This window comes from Dorea sp. Marseille-P4042 (assembly GCF_900290215.1).
Lineage (GTDB): Bacteria > Bacillota > Clostridia > Lachnospirales > Lachnospiraceae > Dorea > Dorea formicigenerans.
This window is the reverse complement of sequence record NZ_OLMI01000003.1, coordinates 329,558-347,188: the sequence shown is the minus strand read 5'-3', so window position 1 is coordinate 347,188 and position 17,631 is coordinate 329,558. Positions and strand designations below refer to the sequence as shown.

The following is a 17,631-nucleotide window of genomic DNA, read 5'->3' as shown; positions in this document are numbered from 1 at the left end:
TAAAAATGCGACCGGCATGAATGTCGGTCGCAAAAATATTCTATACTAGAAGTCCTTCCTGATTTGCTAATGAGAAAGCAGTGCTTGCATAGCCTAAAATATTAGTCGGTGATTTTTGATTCTCTGTAAGTATGTATCAACAGTGGTAATTCTGCCACCAGCATCCCAATCCAGCCTGCCAGGTAGGAGAATGGCAGTGCTTCAATTCCAAATCCCCATACAAGAACGAGCGGTGCGGCAACAAGAACCCGAAGCCCCATATTGACAAAACTGCTGATCAGGGTAATCTTCAAATCACCGATTCCACGGAAGAATCCCTGAAGTCCATTGGTGATAGCCGGCAAGATATACATTATGGAAATCAGGTGCAGATAAGTAACACCGTGCCCGATAACTTCCTCATCTTTCACAAAGAGCATCATCAGATGTCTTGCAAAAACAAAACAGACAATAAAAATGAGGATGCCGTAAATGGTCTCCAGTACCAGTCCACATCGGAAGCCTTCACGCATCCGGTCATTTCTTTTCGCCCCCTTATTCTGCGCCATAAGTGCTGTCATGGCGTGGGCTATATTCTGCTCCGGGGTATAGGCAAAGTCATCAATCCGGTTGACCGCGGTAAATGCAGCGGCAACAGACACACCCATAGTATTAACAATTGCCTGAACACCGATTTTTCCGAGCTGAACAGTTGCCTGTTGCATTGCAGATGCCCAGCCGTATGCAATTGTACGCTTTAACAGGGAACGGTCGAAAATGAGCCATTTCTTTCCTAATTGAAGGAGTGGTACTTTTTTCTGCACATAGATAATACAGAAAATACAACACAGTGCCTCACTGATAACAGTGGAAACAGCGCAGCCATTACTTCCTGCTTTCAGTACAATGATAAAAAACAAATCTCCGAAAACATTAAGAATCGCACTTATAATCAAAAAATACAGTGGTGAATTACTGTCTCCGAGGGCTCTTAATGTACTGGAGAAAAAATTATATAAAAATGTAAACATAAGTCCTACAAATATGATGCGAAGGTAAGAAGTCGTCATATCCAAAATAGATGCGTCTACCTGTAGCAATCTGAGAAGTGATTTCGCAATTCCAATACTGAGAATGGTTAGAATTACAGAAAATACAGATCCTGAAATCATAGTCGTACTGATCTGGCGTGAGAGAGTATCGTAATCTTTCGCCCCGTAATACGTGCCGATCAGAATACTCGCGCCCATGCACAGACCATTCAGAAACAGAATGACCAATGTCGTGACCGGATTGCAGATACCGACCGCAGCCAGTGCCTCTTTTCCGATAAAATGTCCCACAATAATGCTGTCTACGGCGTTGTAGGTAAGCTGGAACAGATTTCCCAGTACAAGTGGAATTGTAAATCTAATAAGCATGGGCATAATCTTACCCTTCGTCATATCCTGTGTCATAATATCTCTCCCTGGTGTAAAACTAAACAGCGCAGGATATCCGCTCATATAAATGAAACGGTTTTCCTGCGCTTTTGATGATATTACTTCCATGTCTATTCGTCAATTGAAATCTTTACCTGAGATGAATTCCATTTATTAATCATTGATCATAATTCGAATGATTTCTTCATTTGTCTCTTTCATGCCGTCTTTTCCGAGACGTCCCACATTATCAATGGTTCCCTCGATTCCTTTTGTGATGATGCCATCACCGGCGTAGAACTGCTGCCCCTGCAGGTACATATTGTAACCAAGTATTCCGGCATCTACGGAAGCTGCGATTTTGGCTGCACAGGAAGCTTTTGCTCCGTCGCAGACCATACCGGATACGATCGCGAGTGCGTTGACAACAGTATGGATCACTTCTTCATATCCACCGCCGCACAAGTATGCGATTCCGGCTCCGGCAGCGGCTCCGGCGCTGACAGCTCCGCAGTAAGCAGAGAGGCGCCCGATTCCGGTTTTCTGGTGGATTGCGATCAGATTGGAAAGTGCCAGTGCGCGGTAAGTCTTATCTTCGTTAGTGTGTAGCTCTTTTGCATATTCCAGAACAGGCAGAGAACAGGTCATTCCCTGATTTCCACTTCCGGAGTTGATAACGACCGGAAGCTCACAGCCATTCATTCGCGCATCAGATCCGGCAGCAGCGCGAGCTTTTGCGCGTGTGCGGACGTCGTTGCCGTAAGTATTAAGAAGTACAGTTCCAATATTTGCACCATAATTTCCGGCGAGTCCTTCATCGGCGATTGCGCTGTTATACTCAATCTGACGGGACAGGACTTCACGGATATCGTCGATGTCAGCCATATTAATAAAATCCCAGATAGACTTTACATCCAAAAGAGTACGGTCAGTCAGTCCTTCTTCGCTTGCACCTTCAACTGGTACATAGTGAAGGATTTTTCCATTTTTTTCAATTCTTACAATGTTTGTATGATAGTTGGCAATACGGACTTTAGCAGAATCCTTTCCGGCAAATACTTCAACGATGATGTCGAAGATACAGCCGTTATCAATATGCTCGACGGTAATCTCAGTTTCTTCGAGATACTTTGCCATTTCTTTTGTCTGTGCTTCTGTTACATCAGAGATAACTTCCAGTTCTTTAGAAGCATCTCCGGCAATGATTCCGGCTGTAGCAGCGGCCGGGATTCCTTTTAAATGATTCGTGTTCGGAACGATTACACTTTTTACATTTTTAATAATGCTTCCGCTTGCTCCGATATGTACGCGCTCCGGTATGCAGCCCAGCACTTCACGGGCTTTGGCAGCAGCGTAAGCCAGAGCAATTGGCTCGGTACACCCCATAGCCGGTATTAATTCTTCTTTTAATATCTGGATATATGCCTGATATTTAATATCTTCTTTTGTCATGAAAACCTCCAAATGCCAGTTTTCTCCTGGCAATAATAAAAAACGTTCGACTTGAATTTATTGAACCATATTTTCGGGGAAAATGCACCTGTTATTTAAAAATTTGATGAAATTAAATGTTGGAATCTGTATTCCGCTTTTCTTTACCGCGGTCCAGATCGGCGTATTTGCGAAAGAGCCAGTCGTAGAAGTCAGGCAGGAAGTGACAGATGAGAGTGCTCCGGTACTCCGCATGGTGGTTGATGATGGGTTTTGCCCAATGTCATTTTATGAAGCAGGTATGAATGAACATCTGACAAAACCTGTAGATGGTGAAAAATTACTTCAGGTACTTTACAAGTATAAAAAAACGGGGCTTTAATATAAAAGAACAGGAATAACACCGGCGGAAATACCGGTGTGAGAGGAGAGATTTATGAGCCACATAGCAGACTGGCTTACGGCAATCGGACATAATTATTTCAAATTGAAGCTGAAGTGTTGAGAGATGGCAAGAATCGGAAAGTAAAAATTATGCTTCGTTATGAGTGGATTTACAGAAAGCCTGAAAAAAATAGATAAAAATGTATTTAAGTTTTAGTATATCCATGTATTGACATGAGGTTATAATATTTATAAAATACAGACAGAAAGGGAGCGTGAAAAAAATGAAAATCGCATTATTAGAACCAATTGGAGTATCAAAAGAAGTTATTGATGAGTTATCAGCACCGATTACAGAAAAGGGACATGAATTCGTATATTATGATACCAAAACAACAGATCCGGCAGAACTTGCCAAGAGAAGTGAAGGCTGCGACATTGTTATGATCGCTAACAATCCGTATCCGACAGAGGTTGTAGAGAAAGCGAACGCACTGAAGATGTTATCTGTAGCATTTACAGGAATTGACCACATCGGAACAGACAAGTGTAAAGAGAAAAATATTATGATCTGCAATGCAGCAGGGTACTCAAACCAGACAGTTGCCGAGCTTATCATTGGTATGGCGATTGATGCATTAAGACATGTAGTAAAAGCTGACGGACTTGTAAGAAATGGTGGAACAAGTGCAGGCCTTGGAGGAAAAGAAATCTGCGGAAGAACGGTCGGAATTATCGGACTTGGACAGATCGGACTCATGGCAGCAAAATTATTCCAGGCATTTGGCGCTAAAGTTATCGCTTACAACAGAAGTGAGTCTGAGGAAGCAAAAGCACTTGGAATCGAGTATAAATCATTAGAGGAAGTATTATCAACAAGTGATATCGTATCACTGAACCTTCCACTGAATGCAGAGACGAGAGGATTCCTGTCAGCAGATAAGATTGCACTTATGAATGAGAACACAATCTTCATCAACTGTGCAAGAGGACCGATCGTAGACAACGAGGCACTTGCGAAAGCGCTGAATGATGGCAAGCTTGGATATGCATGCATTGACGTATTTGATATGGAGCCGCCGATCCCGGCAGATTATCCATTGCTTCAGGCTAAGAATACATTATTGACACCTCATCAGGCATTTATCTCCGAGGAGTCTATGGTAAGAAGAGCAAAGATTGTATTCGATAACGTGACCGCTTATCTTGACGGCAAGCCGGTCAACGTATGTAAGTTGTAAGAATAAAAAAGACAAAAAAGACATAAAAATAGAGAATGATATAGTACTTTGATAATTTCACATATTTACAAAGTTCTAAGTATGAAAGGCAGTTTCGTAAAAGTCAACCAAATAGAGCAGACTTACCGAAACTGCCTTTTGTTGCCAAGCATACGACAAAAAGGTCCGGTGGAACTTTTTTAGTTTGAAATACTTGGTGTATCTTCCGTATGTGCAATTCTTCCAATCATGGATTTGAATGTAGCCGTACTGACTGGATGCCAGAGAATCTTCTCCGGTATCTCTGTATTCAGCCTGCTTGCTATCCCGTTCTTTATTCTTGCAGGAAATATTATGAATAAAGGTGGTATCGCCGTAAGACTGATTAACCTTGCAAAATTAATTACAGGACGCGCTCCTGGAGCACTTGCTCAGACAAATATCCTTGCAAATATGTTATTCGGTTCTATTTCCGGATCTGGTACAGCAGCAGCTTCTGCTATGGGATCTATCATCGGACCAATCGAGAAAGAAGAGGGATATGACCCGAACTTCTCAGCAGCAGTTAATATTGCAACTGCACCGACAGGACTTCTGATCACGCCAAGTAACGTAATGATCACATACTCACTGGTCAGCGGAGGGACTTCCGTAGCAGCACTTTTCATGGCTGGTTACATTCCGGGAATCCTCTGGGGACTTGCTTGTATGTTAGTAGTATATGTGATTGCCAAGAAAAAGGCTACCGTGCAAAAACACGTTTTACAGCATCTGAAGCTGGTAAGATCATCCTTCAGGCTCTGCCTTGTCTGCTTCTGATTGTAATCGTAATCGGTGGAATCATCTTCGGTATCTTCACTGCAACAGAAGGTTCTGTAGTGGCCGTAGTATACAGCCTGCTTCTGTCATTATTTGTATACAAATCAATCAAGATCAAAGAACTGCCGAAAATCCTTCTGGACAGTGCTGAGATGACTGGTATCATCATTTTCCTGATCGGTGTATCCAGCATCATGTCATGGGTTATGGCATTTACCAATATTCCGGAACTGGTATCTACAGCATTGCTTTCCGTAAGCAGCAACAAGTTTATTATCCTGTTCCTGATCAATATTATCCTTCTGATCGTCGGAACATTTATGGATATGACACCGGCCTGCCTGATCTTCACACCGATCTTCCTGCCGGTATGTACTGCACTTGGAATGGACACTATCCACTTTGGTATCATGATGATCTTCAACCTGTGTATCGGAACAATCACACCACCGGTTGGAACAACACTGTTTGTTGGTGTTAAAGTCGGTAAAGTACAGATTGAGACAGTATTCAGACAGTTGCTCGTATACTTCGCAGCAATCTTTATCGTACTGATGTTCGTAACATATATCCCGAACTTAAGCCTGTGGCTGCCGAAATTGATGGGATACATCTAGGATAAAATTTAATATAAGTTGCACAACTAAAAGCACGCAGATATGAATGATTTTCTATGACTGCTGCGCCGCATATTATTGATTTTCTACGCAAACTCGCCTAAAGGACAGGCTCGGACAAAGCTGCGAAAATCAAGCTATGCTCGCAGTCATGACGAAAATCACACAATTATCTGCGTGCTTTTTAGTTGTGCGTAAATATTGAATTTTGTGAGGGGATGTGGCGTGGGGTGTGATGCATGTGATTCGCTTATGAAATTGTTAATGCGTTGAATAAACAGCGAAGTATGTAATCTTAGTATATGAGGGTGAATTGTATGTATTTGAGACGGAAAATAGATGATTATTTGAAGAATGGAAAAATAGTGAGGTAAGCCTTTGATTATCAAAGGTGCAAGTCAGATTGGGAAGAATCAAAAGTGAAAATTACCCGGATAGTTTGCTAAAAACTATGTCCCTAAATGAGCGCCTTTAATTGATGTCTTTCCGGAAATATGGTATATTTAACTTATCTGATGCCGTAGGCATCTTACATATGAAAAGAAGCAAAAAAGAATATGAGTCAGGAGTGGTAGAATATGTATCAGGATGATTACAAACGTTGGATGGAGGCTGATCTGGAGGATGCGGATCTGAAGCCGGAACTGGCGAGAATCGAAGAAAATGACGAGGAGATCAAGGAGCGTTTTGCAGTTGCGCTTAAGTTTGGAACTGCAGGACTTCGGGGTGTTCTTGGAGCAGGTACGAACCGGATGAATATCTATGTTGTACGTCAGGCTACGCAAGGGCTGGCGAACTGGGTAAAGACACAGGGTGGAACGCAGACAGTAGCAATCAGCTATGACAGCCGTATTAAAAGTGATGTATTTGCGAAGAATGCGGCAAGTGTACTGGCAGCGAATGGAATCAAGGTTCGGATCTATGATGCATTGATGCCTGTACCGGCTCTTTCATTTGCAACACGTTATTATAATTGTAATGCAGGTGTTATGGTAACAGCATCTCATAATCCAGCGAAATATAATGGATATAAAGCATATGGTCCGGATGGATGTCAGATGACAGATGATGCGGCAGCAATTGTTTATGAAGAGATTCAGAAGACAGATGTTCTGACTGGTGCAAAATACATGTCATTTGCACAGGGCGTTGAAGAGGGGATGATTCGTTTTGTGGGCGATGATTGTAAGAGAGCTCTTTATGATGCAATCGAGGACAGACAGGTTCGCCCAGGACTTTGCAAGACAGCAGGATTGAAGCTTGTATATAGTCCGCTCAATGGGTCAGGACTTGTTCCTGTCACACAGGTATTGAAAGACATTGGAATTACAGACATCACAATCGTTCCTGAGCAGGAGTATCCAAATGGATATTTCACAACATGTAGTTATCCGAACCCGGAGATTTTCGAGGCACTTGAGAAGGGACTGAACCTTGCAAAGGAGACTGGCGCAGACTTGATGCTTGCAACTGACCCGGATGCAGACCGTGTTGGTATTGCAATGAAGTGTCCGGATGGTTCTTACGAACTCGTCAGTGGAAATGAAGTCGGAGTTCTGCTTCTTGACTACATTTGTGCAGGACGTATAGAGAAAGGTACGATGCCAAAGAATCCGGTAGCAGTGAAATCTATCGTATCAACACCACTTGCAGATGCAGTTGCAGAGCATTATGGAGTAGAGCTTCGAAGTGTACTGACAGGATTTAAATGGATTGGAGATCAGATTGCAGGTCTTGAGGCAGCAGGCGAAGTTGACCGTTTCATTTTTGGATTTGAGGAGAGCTATGGATATCTGGCTGGTCCATATGTACGTGATAAAGATGCTATTATCGGATCTATGTTGATTTGCGAGATGGCTGCTTATTATAGAAGCATCGGAAGTTCTCTGAAGCAGAGAATGGAAGAAATCTATTCCGAGTATGGACGTTATTTGAATAAGATCGACAGCTTTGAATTCCCGGGACTTAGTGGTATGGATCGGATGTCTGAGATCATGCAGGGATTAAGAGACAAGCCGCTTGAGGAGATTGCTGGATATAAAGTTGTGAAGGTTACGGATTATAAGAAACCAGAAGAGACAGGCCTTCCGGCTGCAAATGTACTTATTTATAAGCTGGAGAACAACGAGACAGTTATCGTTCGTCCTTCCGGAACGGAGCCGAAGATTAAGATTTATTACACAACGCTTGGTAAGGATCTTGCGAAGGCGCAGTCTGAAAAAGATAAATTATCTGAGGCGTTAAAGCCAATTATGAAATAAAAAACATTAGAATGTCGAGGCATCCTCGCGGAGCGTTTATCTCAGTCGGAGACCTAACTCCCACTGAGACAAATTTGCTATTACTCACCACCTGAAGGACGCCACTGAAAAAGTCCTTATTTTGCGCAAAGTAGCACAAGATAAAGTATATTTATATGCTTTACGCTACTATATATTGTATGCAAAAACAGTTTTTCAGTGGCGTCTCTGAAGAGGTGGGAGTCTTCTCGACTGAGATAAATCTAAGTCTGTCAGATGGATTTGACATGCCAGACAGACTCGGATTGCTTCCACGGGATCTATGAGCAAGTCCTGAAATCTCAAAAATTATAGGCGTATCTGCTCAAACATTACGAAATTGGGATGCAAATGGAAATATTGATAATACTGAAAATCTGAACAGCAGGAACTTGTTGAAGATCTGGTTCAAATAATCACAGTATTCAGCTGCAAATTACAAGAAAAACGAGCGAACAAAGCTAAGAAACTTATCCGGGAATTGATACAGGAGGAAACAGATGGTAAAAGCCATAAAAGTAATGCTGATACCAAACAACGTACAGAAAACTAAGATGTTTCAGTACGCAGGTGCTTCAAGATTTGCTTATAACTGGGCTTTGGCCAGGGAAAAAGAAAATTATGAAAAAGGTGGCAAATTCATTTCAGATTCAGAACTCAGAAAAGAATTTACAAAGCTCAGACATTCTGAGGAATACGCATGGCTGCTGAATATTTCAAATAATGTAACCAAACAGGCAATCAAAGATGCCTGTACTGCGTATAAGAACTTTTTCAAGGGCTTGCAAAAATTCCCAAGATTCAAGTCTAAAAAGAGATCAATGCCGAAGTTCTATCAGGACAACGTTAAGATACAATTCAGTAATACCCACGTTAAGTTTGAAGGCTTTTCTTCCAGCAGGAAAGCAAATAAGCAGAAAATGAATTGGGTAAGACTTGCAGAACATGGACGTATTCCAACAGATGTTAAATATATGAATCCGAGAATATCCTTTGACGGATTGAAAGTAAAGAAACTAGAAAAACAGAAACGCAGATTACAGCGTAGTATCTCTCGTTCTTACGAGAAGAATAAGAAAGGGGAAAGTTACTGCAAAACCAATAATGTAATCAAAAAGGAAAAACTTTTATTAAAACGAAATCACAGATTAACAAACATCCGTAAAAACTATTTGAATCAGACCATATCTGAAATCGTAAATCGAAAACCAAGATTTATCTGTATTGAAGATCTGAATGTCAGCGGAATGATGGAAAATAGACATTTATCTAAAGCAGTTCAGGAACAAGGATTTTTTTGGTTTAGAAAACAGCTTGAACACAAATGCGGTGATAAAGGGATCCAGCTTATTGTGGCGGATCGGTTTTATCCATCATCAAAGCTTTGCAGCTGTTGTGGAAACATCAAAAAAGATTTGAAATTATCTGACAGGGTATATAGATGTGCGTGTGGGAATATAATTGACAGAGATTTCCAGGCATCTATAAATCTTAAGGCTTATGGAGAACGATTTGCAAGCTGACACTGAAACGTTAATGCGAATATATACGGATACGTTAGTCCGGAATTTACGTCTATGGAGAGTACAAGAACTTGTGAGTAGATAGATATTTATATCATCAAAAGCATACTCGTTGAAGTAGGAATGAAACATAGAAGTTTATAACTTTTCATAAGTTTTCAGTAACGGTATGTCGTTATGTTACATGAAGTATCATTTGCGTCTTTTAACGGACGCGATCAGGTTCAAGGGTGGATTTATGTTCCGGCTTGTAAGCCGAAGGGAATCGTTCAGGTGATTCATGGATTCGGCGAACATTCCAGACGTTATCTACATATGATTTCTGCGTTTTTAGATGCAGGGTATATTGTGGCAGCAGACGACCATGTCGGTCATGGAAAGACAGCTATGGTCAATGAGGTATGGGGCGACTGGGGAGATAAAGGTCCGCATACCATGATGGAAGATGAGCATACATTAAAAGAAATTGTGTGTGGAAAATATCCGGACTTGCCATATTTTTTATTTGGCCACAGCATGGGATCCTTTATAACAAGAGATTTCATTGCAAAATATGGAGATGAACTGACAGGAGCTACTATTTGCGGTACAACCGGAATCTTCCGCGGAGCAAAAGAAGTGGGAGAAAAGCTGAAAGAAGTAATTGATGCCGGACACGGCGAGGAATCTAATCCAGAATTTGCAGGGGAACTGATGGGCTGGATGTGCGAGCGGTGCGGCGAGATCAGTATCGGAAATGAGTGGATCTGCGCAGATCCTTATGTACAACGCGACCATGCAGAAGACCCATTTGACGCATTTACAAGACCAACCAGTAACCGTTCAATCTATGATTTTATACAAATGATGGAACAGATCGAAGGAACCAAGTGGGCAGATAAAGTTCCAATTGACCTGCCAATTTACAACATCGCAGGAGACCAGGATCCAGTCGGCGAATACGGAGTCGGCGTCTACCAGGTAAGTAACTGGCTGATACAGACCGGCCATACAGTAACAACAAAACTATATTCCGGATATCGTCATGAAATCCATAATTACGCAGAGATAAAAAATGAAGTCGAGGCAGGAATTATCGCATTCATGGATGGAATATTAAGTTAAAAATGAATAGGGTGGGGACGTAGTAAAATGTTAAAATGCTACGTCCCAATTGTATTTTGCGGCGTCCTTTTTGAGAATCAGGGTGTCCCTGATTGGACCTAGAATTAGGTGGGAATAAAAATATGAATGAGGAATTATAAAAAATGAGTGGAAAATTATATGGTGTCGGTGTCGGTCCGGGAGATCCGAAGTTAATGACGTACTTGGCAGTGGAGACGATTCAGAATTGTCCGGTAATCGCAGTGCCTGCTGATGGAAAAGAACATGCAATCAGTTATAAAATTGCATCTGGAATTGTGAAGAATATGGATCAGAAAGAATGTCTGGGACTGTCTTCACCGATGACGAAAGACCGGAAAATTTTAGAAAAGAATTATCAAAAAGTATCAGAAGAAATCATAAAGAAACTGGATGAAGGTAAAAATGTGGCATACTTGACACTTGGAGATCCAACGGTTTATTCCACTTATATTTATATCCAGCGTATTGTAAAAAAGTGCGGATATGATGCAGAGATTATTAATGGAGTTCCATCATTTTGTGCAGTTGCAGCCAAACTGGGAGACAGCCTTGCAGACCGATCCGAGCAGCTTCATATTATTCCATCTAACTATGATATCCAAGAGGCGTTGAAACTTCCGGGAAATAAGATTCTTATGAAGGCAGCTTCAAAATTGTCGGATGTGAAGAAAGTTCTGAAAGAACAGGGGCAGGAGGCATGGATGATTGAAAATTGTGGCATGGAAGAAGAAAAAATCTATCACAGTGTAGAAGAAATGCCGGAGAAGGCGACGTACTATACGACATTGCTGGTGAAAGAGGAAATTGATAAAAACAGTTAAAGAAAAGCAACGGTGAGAGAACATAAAAGCGAGTAGAGGTTAATTATAACATGATTAACCAACTACCCGCTTTTTTGATAACAGGCATATGATAAAAAGATTCAGCAGACTGACCTTTTCTAGCTGCCGGGCATACGATAAAAGATTACTTAGTAAAAATTATTCTGTTACAACATTTTTCGCTACTGCATTCTCTTTATTTGAAAACATTTTTCCAAAGATAAAACGGATACATGGTCCGCAGTAGAATATCTGCCAGAAAAATGCAACAGGAAAATTGAAAAACGTGGTCTGGAACCATGTCGAAATAATGTTTGAACCAGCATTTTTGAAAAGTACAGTTGCAATCAGACTCATGACTGGACACATAATGCAGATGATCATAGCTGAAATCGCAAGTGTAATTAGTTAAAAAAGAGTACAAAAAAGACACTTGTGTTGTTCGTTATCAAGCATACACTTGTGTCGTTTCCAATTATACCATAGTTCTATATAAAATTTCGTACAGTTATAGAGTATAGCAAAAAAATGAAAAATTGCAAGTGTTAAAAAATAAACAGGGGACGTAGCAAAACGTGGCAAAACGTCAAAGTACTACGTCCCCATTAGTGATTAACGGTGTCCCTTTTTTTATATTTGTGATATACTGGAGGCAAATATGAGCTGGAAGGACTAGATTATGAAACCTGTAGTAGTAAGAAATGTTGCAATCGGTGAGGCTATTCCGAAAATCTGTGTACCGATTGTTGGTAAGACGATAGATGAGATTTTGAATCAGGCGAAGCATATCTGTGAGATAGGAGCAGATGTAGTGGAGTGGCGTGTGGACTGGTTCGAGGAAGTGAATCATTACGAAAGTGTGGAAAATGCTGCGAAGCAGTTGAGAGATATTCTTGGAGAGACACCGATTCTTTTTACATTTCGTACCGCGAAGGAAGGTGGCGAGCGCGCGATAGAACCAGATGAATATGTAGAGCTGAATGAAAAAATTGCGAAAAGCGGGTATGTGGACCTTGTGGATGTAGAAGCATTTATCGGGGATACATATGTGGAAAAAGTTGTAAAAACGTCGCATGAATGTGGAGTAAAGGTGATTGCTTCTAATCATGATTTTAGGAAGACACCTCCGAAGGCAGAATTAATTTCACGTATGCGAAAAATGCAGGAACTTGGAGCTGATATTCCAAAGATTGCGGTGATGCCGCAGAGCACAGAAGATGTTCTGACACTTTTGTCTGCTACGGAAGAAATGAGACGATGCTATGCAGACCGCCCGGTTATTACAATGTCTATGGCAGGAACCGGGATAGTAAGCCGCATGTGTGGGGAAGTCTTTGGCTCAGCACTTACATTTGGTGCGGCGGGAAAAGTATCTGCACCAGGACAGATTGATGTGGAAGAATTAAGAACGGTACTTGGAATCATACACAAGAGTTTATAATAAGTATGAATTATTTTTGGTTAAAGCATAGACTTGATAAGAAAGGACTTGAATTCGATTATGCAGATTAGTGTATTGCTTGCAGAACAGATTGCCGAATTATTTCTCATGATTCTCATGGGATATGTGATAGTGAAGCTGGGACTTGTAACGGACGATGACAGCAAAATTTTGTCGAAAATTGTCTTATATATTGTGATTCCGTGTGTTATGATCAATGCATTTCAGATAGATTATACGCCGGATAAAGTACAAGGTATGTTTCTTGCGCTGGTTGCTTCGGTAGTTTTGCAAGTCTTATTATTGATAGCAGTATGGATTATGGGAAAAACATTTCATCTGGATGAAGTGGAGGTCGCTTCTATATACTACTCTAATTCCGGAAATCTGATTGTACCGATTGTGACTTATGTACTGGGGGACGAGTGGGTCGTATACGGGTGTGTATTCATGGCTGTGCAGTTGATTTTTATGTGGACACATGGAAAATATATTATCAGTTCAGGGGATAGGATTGACTGGAGAAAGATTGTGCTTAACATCAATATGATTGCAATTTTCATAGGAGCGGTTTTGTTTTTGCTGAAGATTCATTTGCCGGTGATTATAGACGATACACTTCGTGCAGTGGGAAGCACGATTGGGCCGGTAAGTATGATTGTGACCGGTATGTTGATTGCCGGTATGAACCTTCGGGATATATTTACAAATCGAAGAGTATACGCAGTTACATTTCTAAGATTGTTGCTTGTGCCGGTGCTGGCACTGATTATTCTGAAAATCAGTGGTCTGGTTACATGGCATCCACAAGGTGAGAAAATTCTGCTTGTTATATTCCTTGCTGTTATTACGCCGTCAGCATCAACTATTACACAGATGTGCCAGGTATACGGCGGGAATTCAAAATATAGTAGTGCAATTAATGTTATGACAACGTTACTTGCGATTGTGACGATGCCGATTATGGTATTACTATATGAGAAAATTATTTGATTTCATGTTTTGAACACATTTCAGAGATATTTCAAACACATTTTTTGGGTATTTTAAATTGTCACTGTAAAACATGGATTTAGGAAAGGCGAGTGAACCAGTGAAAGAAAGAGTACCTAAAAAATGTGTTTTTTATTTTATTCCTGAATAAAGCAACTACTTAAAAATGTTTCCCTATGAAGTAATATATTATCTTCGAGAAAGTGTATGCTGTGGCGTACGCTGCTGTATGCTTAGATCAATCTGTCTTTTATATCAGCAAAATTAATCTCCAGTTTTCCATCATAAATCATAACAGGGATAATATCATCAAATGTATACATCTGGGGATAATCTTCTCCTTCGAAGAAATAGCACAGTACAGTCTCACGTTTCGGATCTACGATCCAGTATTCCCGGACACCGGCGATCTGATATTTAGAAACTTTTTTTATGTAATCGCGGCTGCGGCTGGAAAGAGACACAATTTCAATACAAAAATCCGGTGCGCCGTAGACGCCTTTTTCCACAAGCCGGTCAAGCTGGCAGATTACGGAGATATCCGGCTGGATCATTGTGCGGTTATCGCAGTCGAGCTGCACATCAAGCGGGGCAGGAAGGACTTTACATGTACCTTTGTTATTGCGGATATATAGCTTAAGCTCGAAAAGCAGTTCACTGATCAGTTCCTGGTGTACAGAGCGAGGTGCTTCCAGAAAGATCAGATGCCCGTCGATGAGTTCAGCACGAACATCGTCTGGGAGGGCATAGTAGTCGTCCAGAGTGTATTCGCCCTGTTTCTTATCGGAAGAAAAAGTATAGGCTACAGCGGCCTCTCTGATTCCAGCAATACCGGAATCGATATCTCTAAAAAGGACATCATTCAGTGCTTTCAGTGTTGCATAGCGTGGAGATTTTGTCTCGCCATTCAGAATCTTGTTGATGGTACCTATCGGTATGCCGGAAAGTCTGGAAAGCTGTTCTGTTGTAATGCCAAGTTCTTTTTTTCTTTCTTTGAATTCTTCCCCTAATGACTCCATAACAGCGCCTCCTTGAAACATTTTGTTAAAATTAGTATATCTATAAAACGGGTGAAAGTCAATGATAAATATCCGAAAATTAAAAAATAACCGTAAACGGTTAAAATCTATTGAAATAACTTGACTGGGAGGCATGGAATAGACTATGATAGTGAAAAAGAAAAGATGAGAGGACTGGGGAAATTATGAAAAAGAGTAATCCAAAGGCACTTATGCCAATTGGTGTATTTTTGGTTTTGTATCTGGGGCTTGGAATTGTTTTTGAATACGTGATGAAGATACCGATGGGATTTTACAACATTCCAATTGTACTTGCATTTATGGTGGCAATTTTAGTGGCCTGTTTTCAAAACAGGGAAGTCAGTTTTGATGATAAATTGTCCATCATGGCGCAGGGACTGGCAGATAAGAATATTATTACAATGTTGTTGATATTCCTTGTGGCGGGGAGTTTTGTTGGAGTTGTGGGAAGAAGCAGTGCAGAGAGTGTGGCATATTTCATGCTTTCACTGATTCCGGCCAAGTTTTCCGTGGCGGTGTTATTTGTAGTTGCGTGTTTTGTATCAACAGCTATGGGAACTTCAGTCGGAACAATTACATTGATTGCCCCGATCGCAGCGGCAGTTTCTGATGCTTCAGGATTTGATCTGGCGCTCTGCATCGGTTCGGTCATGGGTGGTGCTATGTTTGGGGACAATCTTTCTTTTATATCAGACACGACGATTGCGGCGTGCAACGGACAGGGCTGTCCGATGAAGGATAAATTCCGGGAGAATTTCTGCATTGCATTTCCGGCAGCATTGGTAACGTTAGGTCTGATACTTGTATTGTCATTGCGTACGGATCTTGGCGGGACAGTGAACCATGAGTATCATCTGATTCAGATGGTTCCATATATTTTAGTACTGATTGGCGGTATTATCGGGATCAATGTATTTCTCGTACTTTTGATCGGTATTTTCTCTGGAATTGTAATTATGCTTGCGACAGGACAGACAAGTTTTGCGGATTTGATCAGCAGCATGGGATCTGGAATTTCCGGAATGTTTGAGACTTGTATGGTAGCGGTACTGGTAGCAGCATTGTGTGCGTTGATTCGCGAGTATGGCGGCTTTGAGGCGCTGCTGTCTGTGATACGCAGGATATTTCGTGGACGAAAGGGCGGTCAGTTTGGCATGGGGCTTTTAGTAGCTGCAATGGATGTCGCAACGGCGAATAACACGGTGGCTATTGTCATGGCAAATCCAATTGCAGTGGAGATGTCTGAAGAATATGGAATTACACACAGCAAAGCAGCATCACTGTTGGACACATTTTCCTGTATTTCACAGGGAGTCATTCCTTATGGTGCGCAGATGTTGGTGGCATTGTCTGCAATTCACGAGATGGGGCATGAACTTTCAGCATTTGATGTAATACCGAAGTTGTTCTATCCGGAATTATTGTTAGTCAGTTCGCTGATATTTATTTTTATAATTCCTCAGAAGAAAGTTTCATAAGTGGATAGAAACTGATTTTGCCGAATAACTTTTGAAAAAATTGACAATGACATTTATTTCTTATATAATGATAACCTATTGAAATGGTAAGAAAAGGAGACTGCAACAGATGTTAAATCAGTTTTCAAGAACACAGTTATTGCTAGGAAAAGAAGCAATGGATAAATTAAAGAATTCCAGAGTCGCAGTGTTTGGTATTGGCGGAGTCGGTGGATATGTGTGTGAGGCTCTTGTAAGAAGCGGAGTCGGTCATTTTGATCTGATTGATGATGATAAGGTGTGCCTGACGAATTTGAACCGTCAGATTATTGCTACGAGAAAGACTGTTGGACAGTATAAAACAGATGTGATGAAGGAGAGAATGTTGGACATCAACCCAGATATTGAAGTAAATGTTCACAAATGTTTTTTCCTTCCGGAGAATGCAGAGGAGTTTCCGTTTGCTCAGTATGATTACGTGGTTGATGCGGTAGATACGGTGACTGCCAAAATTGAACTTGTTATGAAAGCAAAAGAGATGAAAGTGCCGATTATCAGCAGTATGGGAGCTGGTAATAAACTTGATCCAAGTGCATTTCGTGTGGCAGACATTTACAAGACAAAGATGTGTCCACTTGCGAAGGTTATGCGCCGTGAGTTAAAACAGCGTGGCGTGAAGAAATTGAAAGTGGTATATTCCGAGGAGAAGCCAACGAGACCACTGGAGGATATGGCTATCAGCTGCAGAAATCACTGCATTTGCCCTCCGGGTGCAAAACACAAATGTACAGAGAGGCGTGACATTCCAGGAAGCGTGGCATTTGTACCATCAGTCGTTGGATTAATCATTGCCGGAGAGGTCATTAAGGATCTGACTGTAGAGGAGCGCGCAATTTATTTGAACTAGACAAGACGATCGAAGATAACAAAAAAACTTGAACTGTGTGGTCAGTCAGAAGTGGAATATCTTCTGACTGACCACACAGTTTTGGATTAAAGACTTGAAATATCAAGATGGGATTACTTATATTCCATTTTATATGACAATGTTGTTATAAAACAGATATTTAGAAAGCGAGGT

General features: G+C 41.1%; 14 protein-coding genes and 2 pseudogenes. 12 read left to right on the top strand and 4 right to left on the bottom strand.

The genetic code is table 11. The features are described from left to right. Nucleotides 1–101: 101 nt before the first annotated feature. Both C7E02_RS15070 and C7E02_RS15065 read right to left on the bottom strand, forming a co-directional pair. The gene (locus C7E02_RS15070) at nucleotides 102–1,436 is read right to left on the bottom strand and encodes an MATE family efflux transporter (protein ID WP_029732268.1); all 1,335 of its coding nucleotides are present in this window, start codon (nucleotides 1,434–1,436) and stop codon (nucleotides 102–104) included. Between the two features lie 138 nt (nucleotides 1,437–1,574). Then, a complete protein-coding gene (locus C7E02_RS15065) occupies nucleotides 1,575–2,852 on the bottom strand; it encodes an L-cysteine desulfidase family protein (RefSeq protein WP_005339415.1) in 1,278 nt (425 codons plus the stop codon). Between the two features lie 82 nt (nucleotides 2,853–2,934). On the opposite strand from C7E02_RS15065, the gene C7E02_RS19880 reads away from it, so the two are divergent. The 8 genes and pseudogenes from C7E02_RS19880 to cobI all read left to right on the top strand — a co-directional run bounded on the left by C7E02_RS19880 (nucleotide 2,935) and on the right by cobI (nucleotide 11,619). Then, nucleotides 2,935–3,213, top strand: coding sequence for a hypothetical protein (locus C7E02_RS19880; protein ID WP_242978904.1), 279 nt, complete (start codon nucleotides 2,935–2,937; stop codon nucleotides 3,211–3,213). A gap of 286 nt (nucleotides 3,214–3,499) precedes the next feature. Next, complete coding sequence (locus C7E02_RS15055) at nucleotides 3,500–4,456, top strand: 2-hydroxyacid dehydrogenase (protein WP_105310016.1); 957 nt, start codon at nucleotides 3,500–3,502, stop codon at nucleotides 4,454–4,456. A 192-nt stretch (nucleotides 4,457–4,648) separates the two neighbouring features. Beyond that, a pseudogene (locus C7E02_RS20535) lies at nucleotides 4,649–5,871 on the top strand (TRAP transporter large permease); the annotation flags it as partial. Between the two features lie 578 nt (nucleotides 5,872–6,449). Then, the gene (locus C7E02_RS15045; protein WP_105310015.1) at nucleotides 6,450–8,132 is read left to right on the top strand and encodes a phospho-sugar mutase; all 1,683 of its coding nucleotides are present in this window, start codon (nucleotides 6,450–6,452) and stop codon (nucleotides 8,130–8,132) included. A gap of 391 nt (nucleotides 8,133–8,523) precedes the next feature. Further along, nucleotides 8,524–8,703, top strand: a pseudogene (locus C7E02_RS15040) (IS607 family transposase); the annotation flags it as partial. Next, a complete protein-coding gene (locus tag C7E02_RS15035; protein ID WP_105310014.1) occupies nucleotides 8,651–9,673 on the top strand; it encodes an RNA-guided endonuclease InsQ/TnpB family protein in 1,023 nt (340 codons plus the stop codon). The pseudogene C7E02_RS15040 and the gene C7E02_RS15035, both read left to right, overlap by 53 nt. A gap of 177 nt (nucleotides 9,674–9,850) precedes the next feature. Continuing rightward, nucleotides 9,851–10,777, top strand: a complete 927-nt coding sequence (locus C7E02_RS15030) for an alpha/beta fold hydrolase (protein WP_105310013.1) — start codon at nucleotides 9,851–9,853, stop codon at nucleotides 10,775–10,777. Nucleotides 10,778–10,920: 143 nt separating this feature from the next. Further along, on the top strand, nucleotides 10,921–11,619 hold the full coding sequence (cobI, locus tag C7E02_RS15025) for a precorrin-2 C(20)-methyltransferase (RefSeq protein WP_029731448.1): 699 nt from the start codon (nucleotides 10,921–10,923) through the stop codon (nucleotides 11,617–11,619). A gap of 159 nt (nucleotides 11,620–11,778) precedes the next feature. Here the strand turns inward: cobI and C7E02_RS20530 are convergent, their stop codons facing one another. Next, complete coding sequence (locus C7E02_RS20530) at nucleotides 11,779–11,988, bottom strand: DUF2798 domain-containing protein (RefSeq protein WP_334293808.1); 210 nt, start codon at nucleotides 11,986–11,988, stop codon at nucleotides 11,779–11,781. Nucleotides 11,989–12,298: 310 nt separating this feature from the next. Between C7E02_RS20530 and aroD the strand changes: the two genes are divergently transcribed. Next, nucleotides 12,299–13,060: a type I 3-dehydroquinate dehydratase gene (gene aroD / locus C7E02_RS15015; RefSeq protein WP_105310012.1), complete on the top strand. Its 762-nt coding sequence runs from the start codon at nucleotides 12,299–12,301 to the stop codon at nucleotides 13,058–13,060. A gap of 60 nt (nucleotides 13,061–13,120) precedes the next feature. Then, complete coding sequence (locus C7E02_RS15010) at nucleotides 13,121–14,053, top strand: AEC family transporter (RefSeq protein WP_105310011.1); 933 nt, start codon at nucleotides 13,121–13,123, stop codon at nucleotides 14,051–14,053. Between the two features lie 233 nt (nucleotides 14,054–14,286). Here the strand turns inward: C7E02_RS15010 and C7E02_RS15005 are convergent, their stop codons facing one another. Continuing rightward, nucleotides 14,287–15,072, bottom strand: a complete 786-nt coding sequence (locus C7E02_RS15005) for a Uma2 family endonuclease (protein WP_105310010.1) — start codon at nucleotides 15,070–15,072, stop codon at nucleotides 14,287–14,289. Between the two features lie 185 nt (nucleotides 15,073–15,257). On the opposite strand from C7E02_RS15005, the gene C7E02_RS15000 reads away from it, so the two are divergent. Continuing rightward, nucleotides 15,258–16,571 carry a Na+/H+ antiporter NhaC family protein gene (locus tag C7E02_RS15000; protein WP_105310009.1) on the top strand — a complete coding sequence of 438 codons (1,314 nt, stop codon included), beginning with the start codon at nucleotides 15,258–15,260 and terminating at the stop codon, nucleotides 16,569–16,571. Between the two features lie 109 nt (nucleotides 16,572–16,680). Further along, the gene (locus tag C7E02_RS14995) at nucleotides 16,681–17,457 is read left to right on the top strand and encodes a tRNA threonylcarbamoyladenosine dehydratase (RefSeq protein WP_105310008.1); all 777 of its coding nucleotides are present in this window, start codon (nucleotides 16,681–16,683) and stop codon (nucleotides 17,455–17,457) included. Nucleotides 17,458–17,631 lie beyond the last annotated feature (174 nt).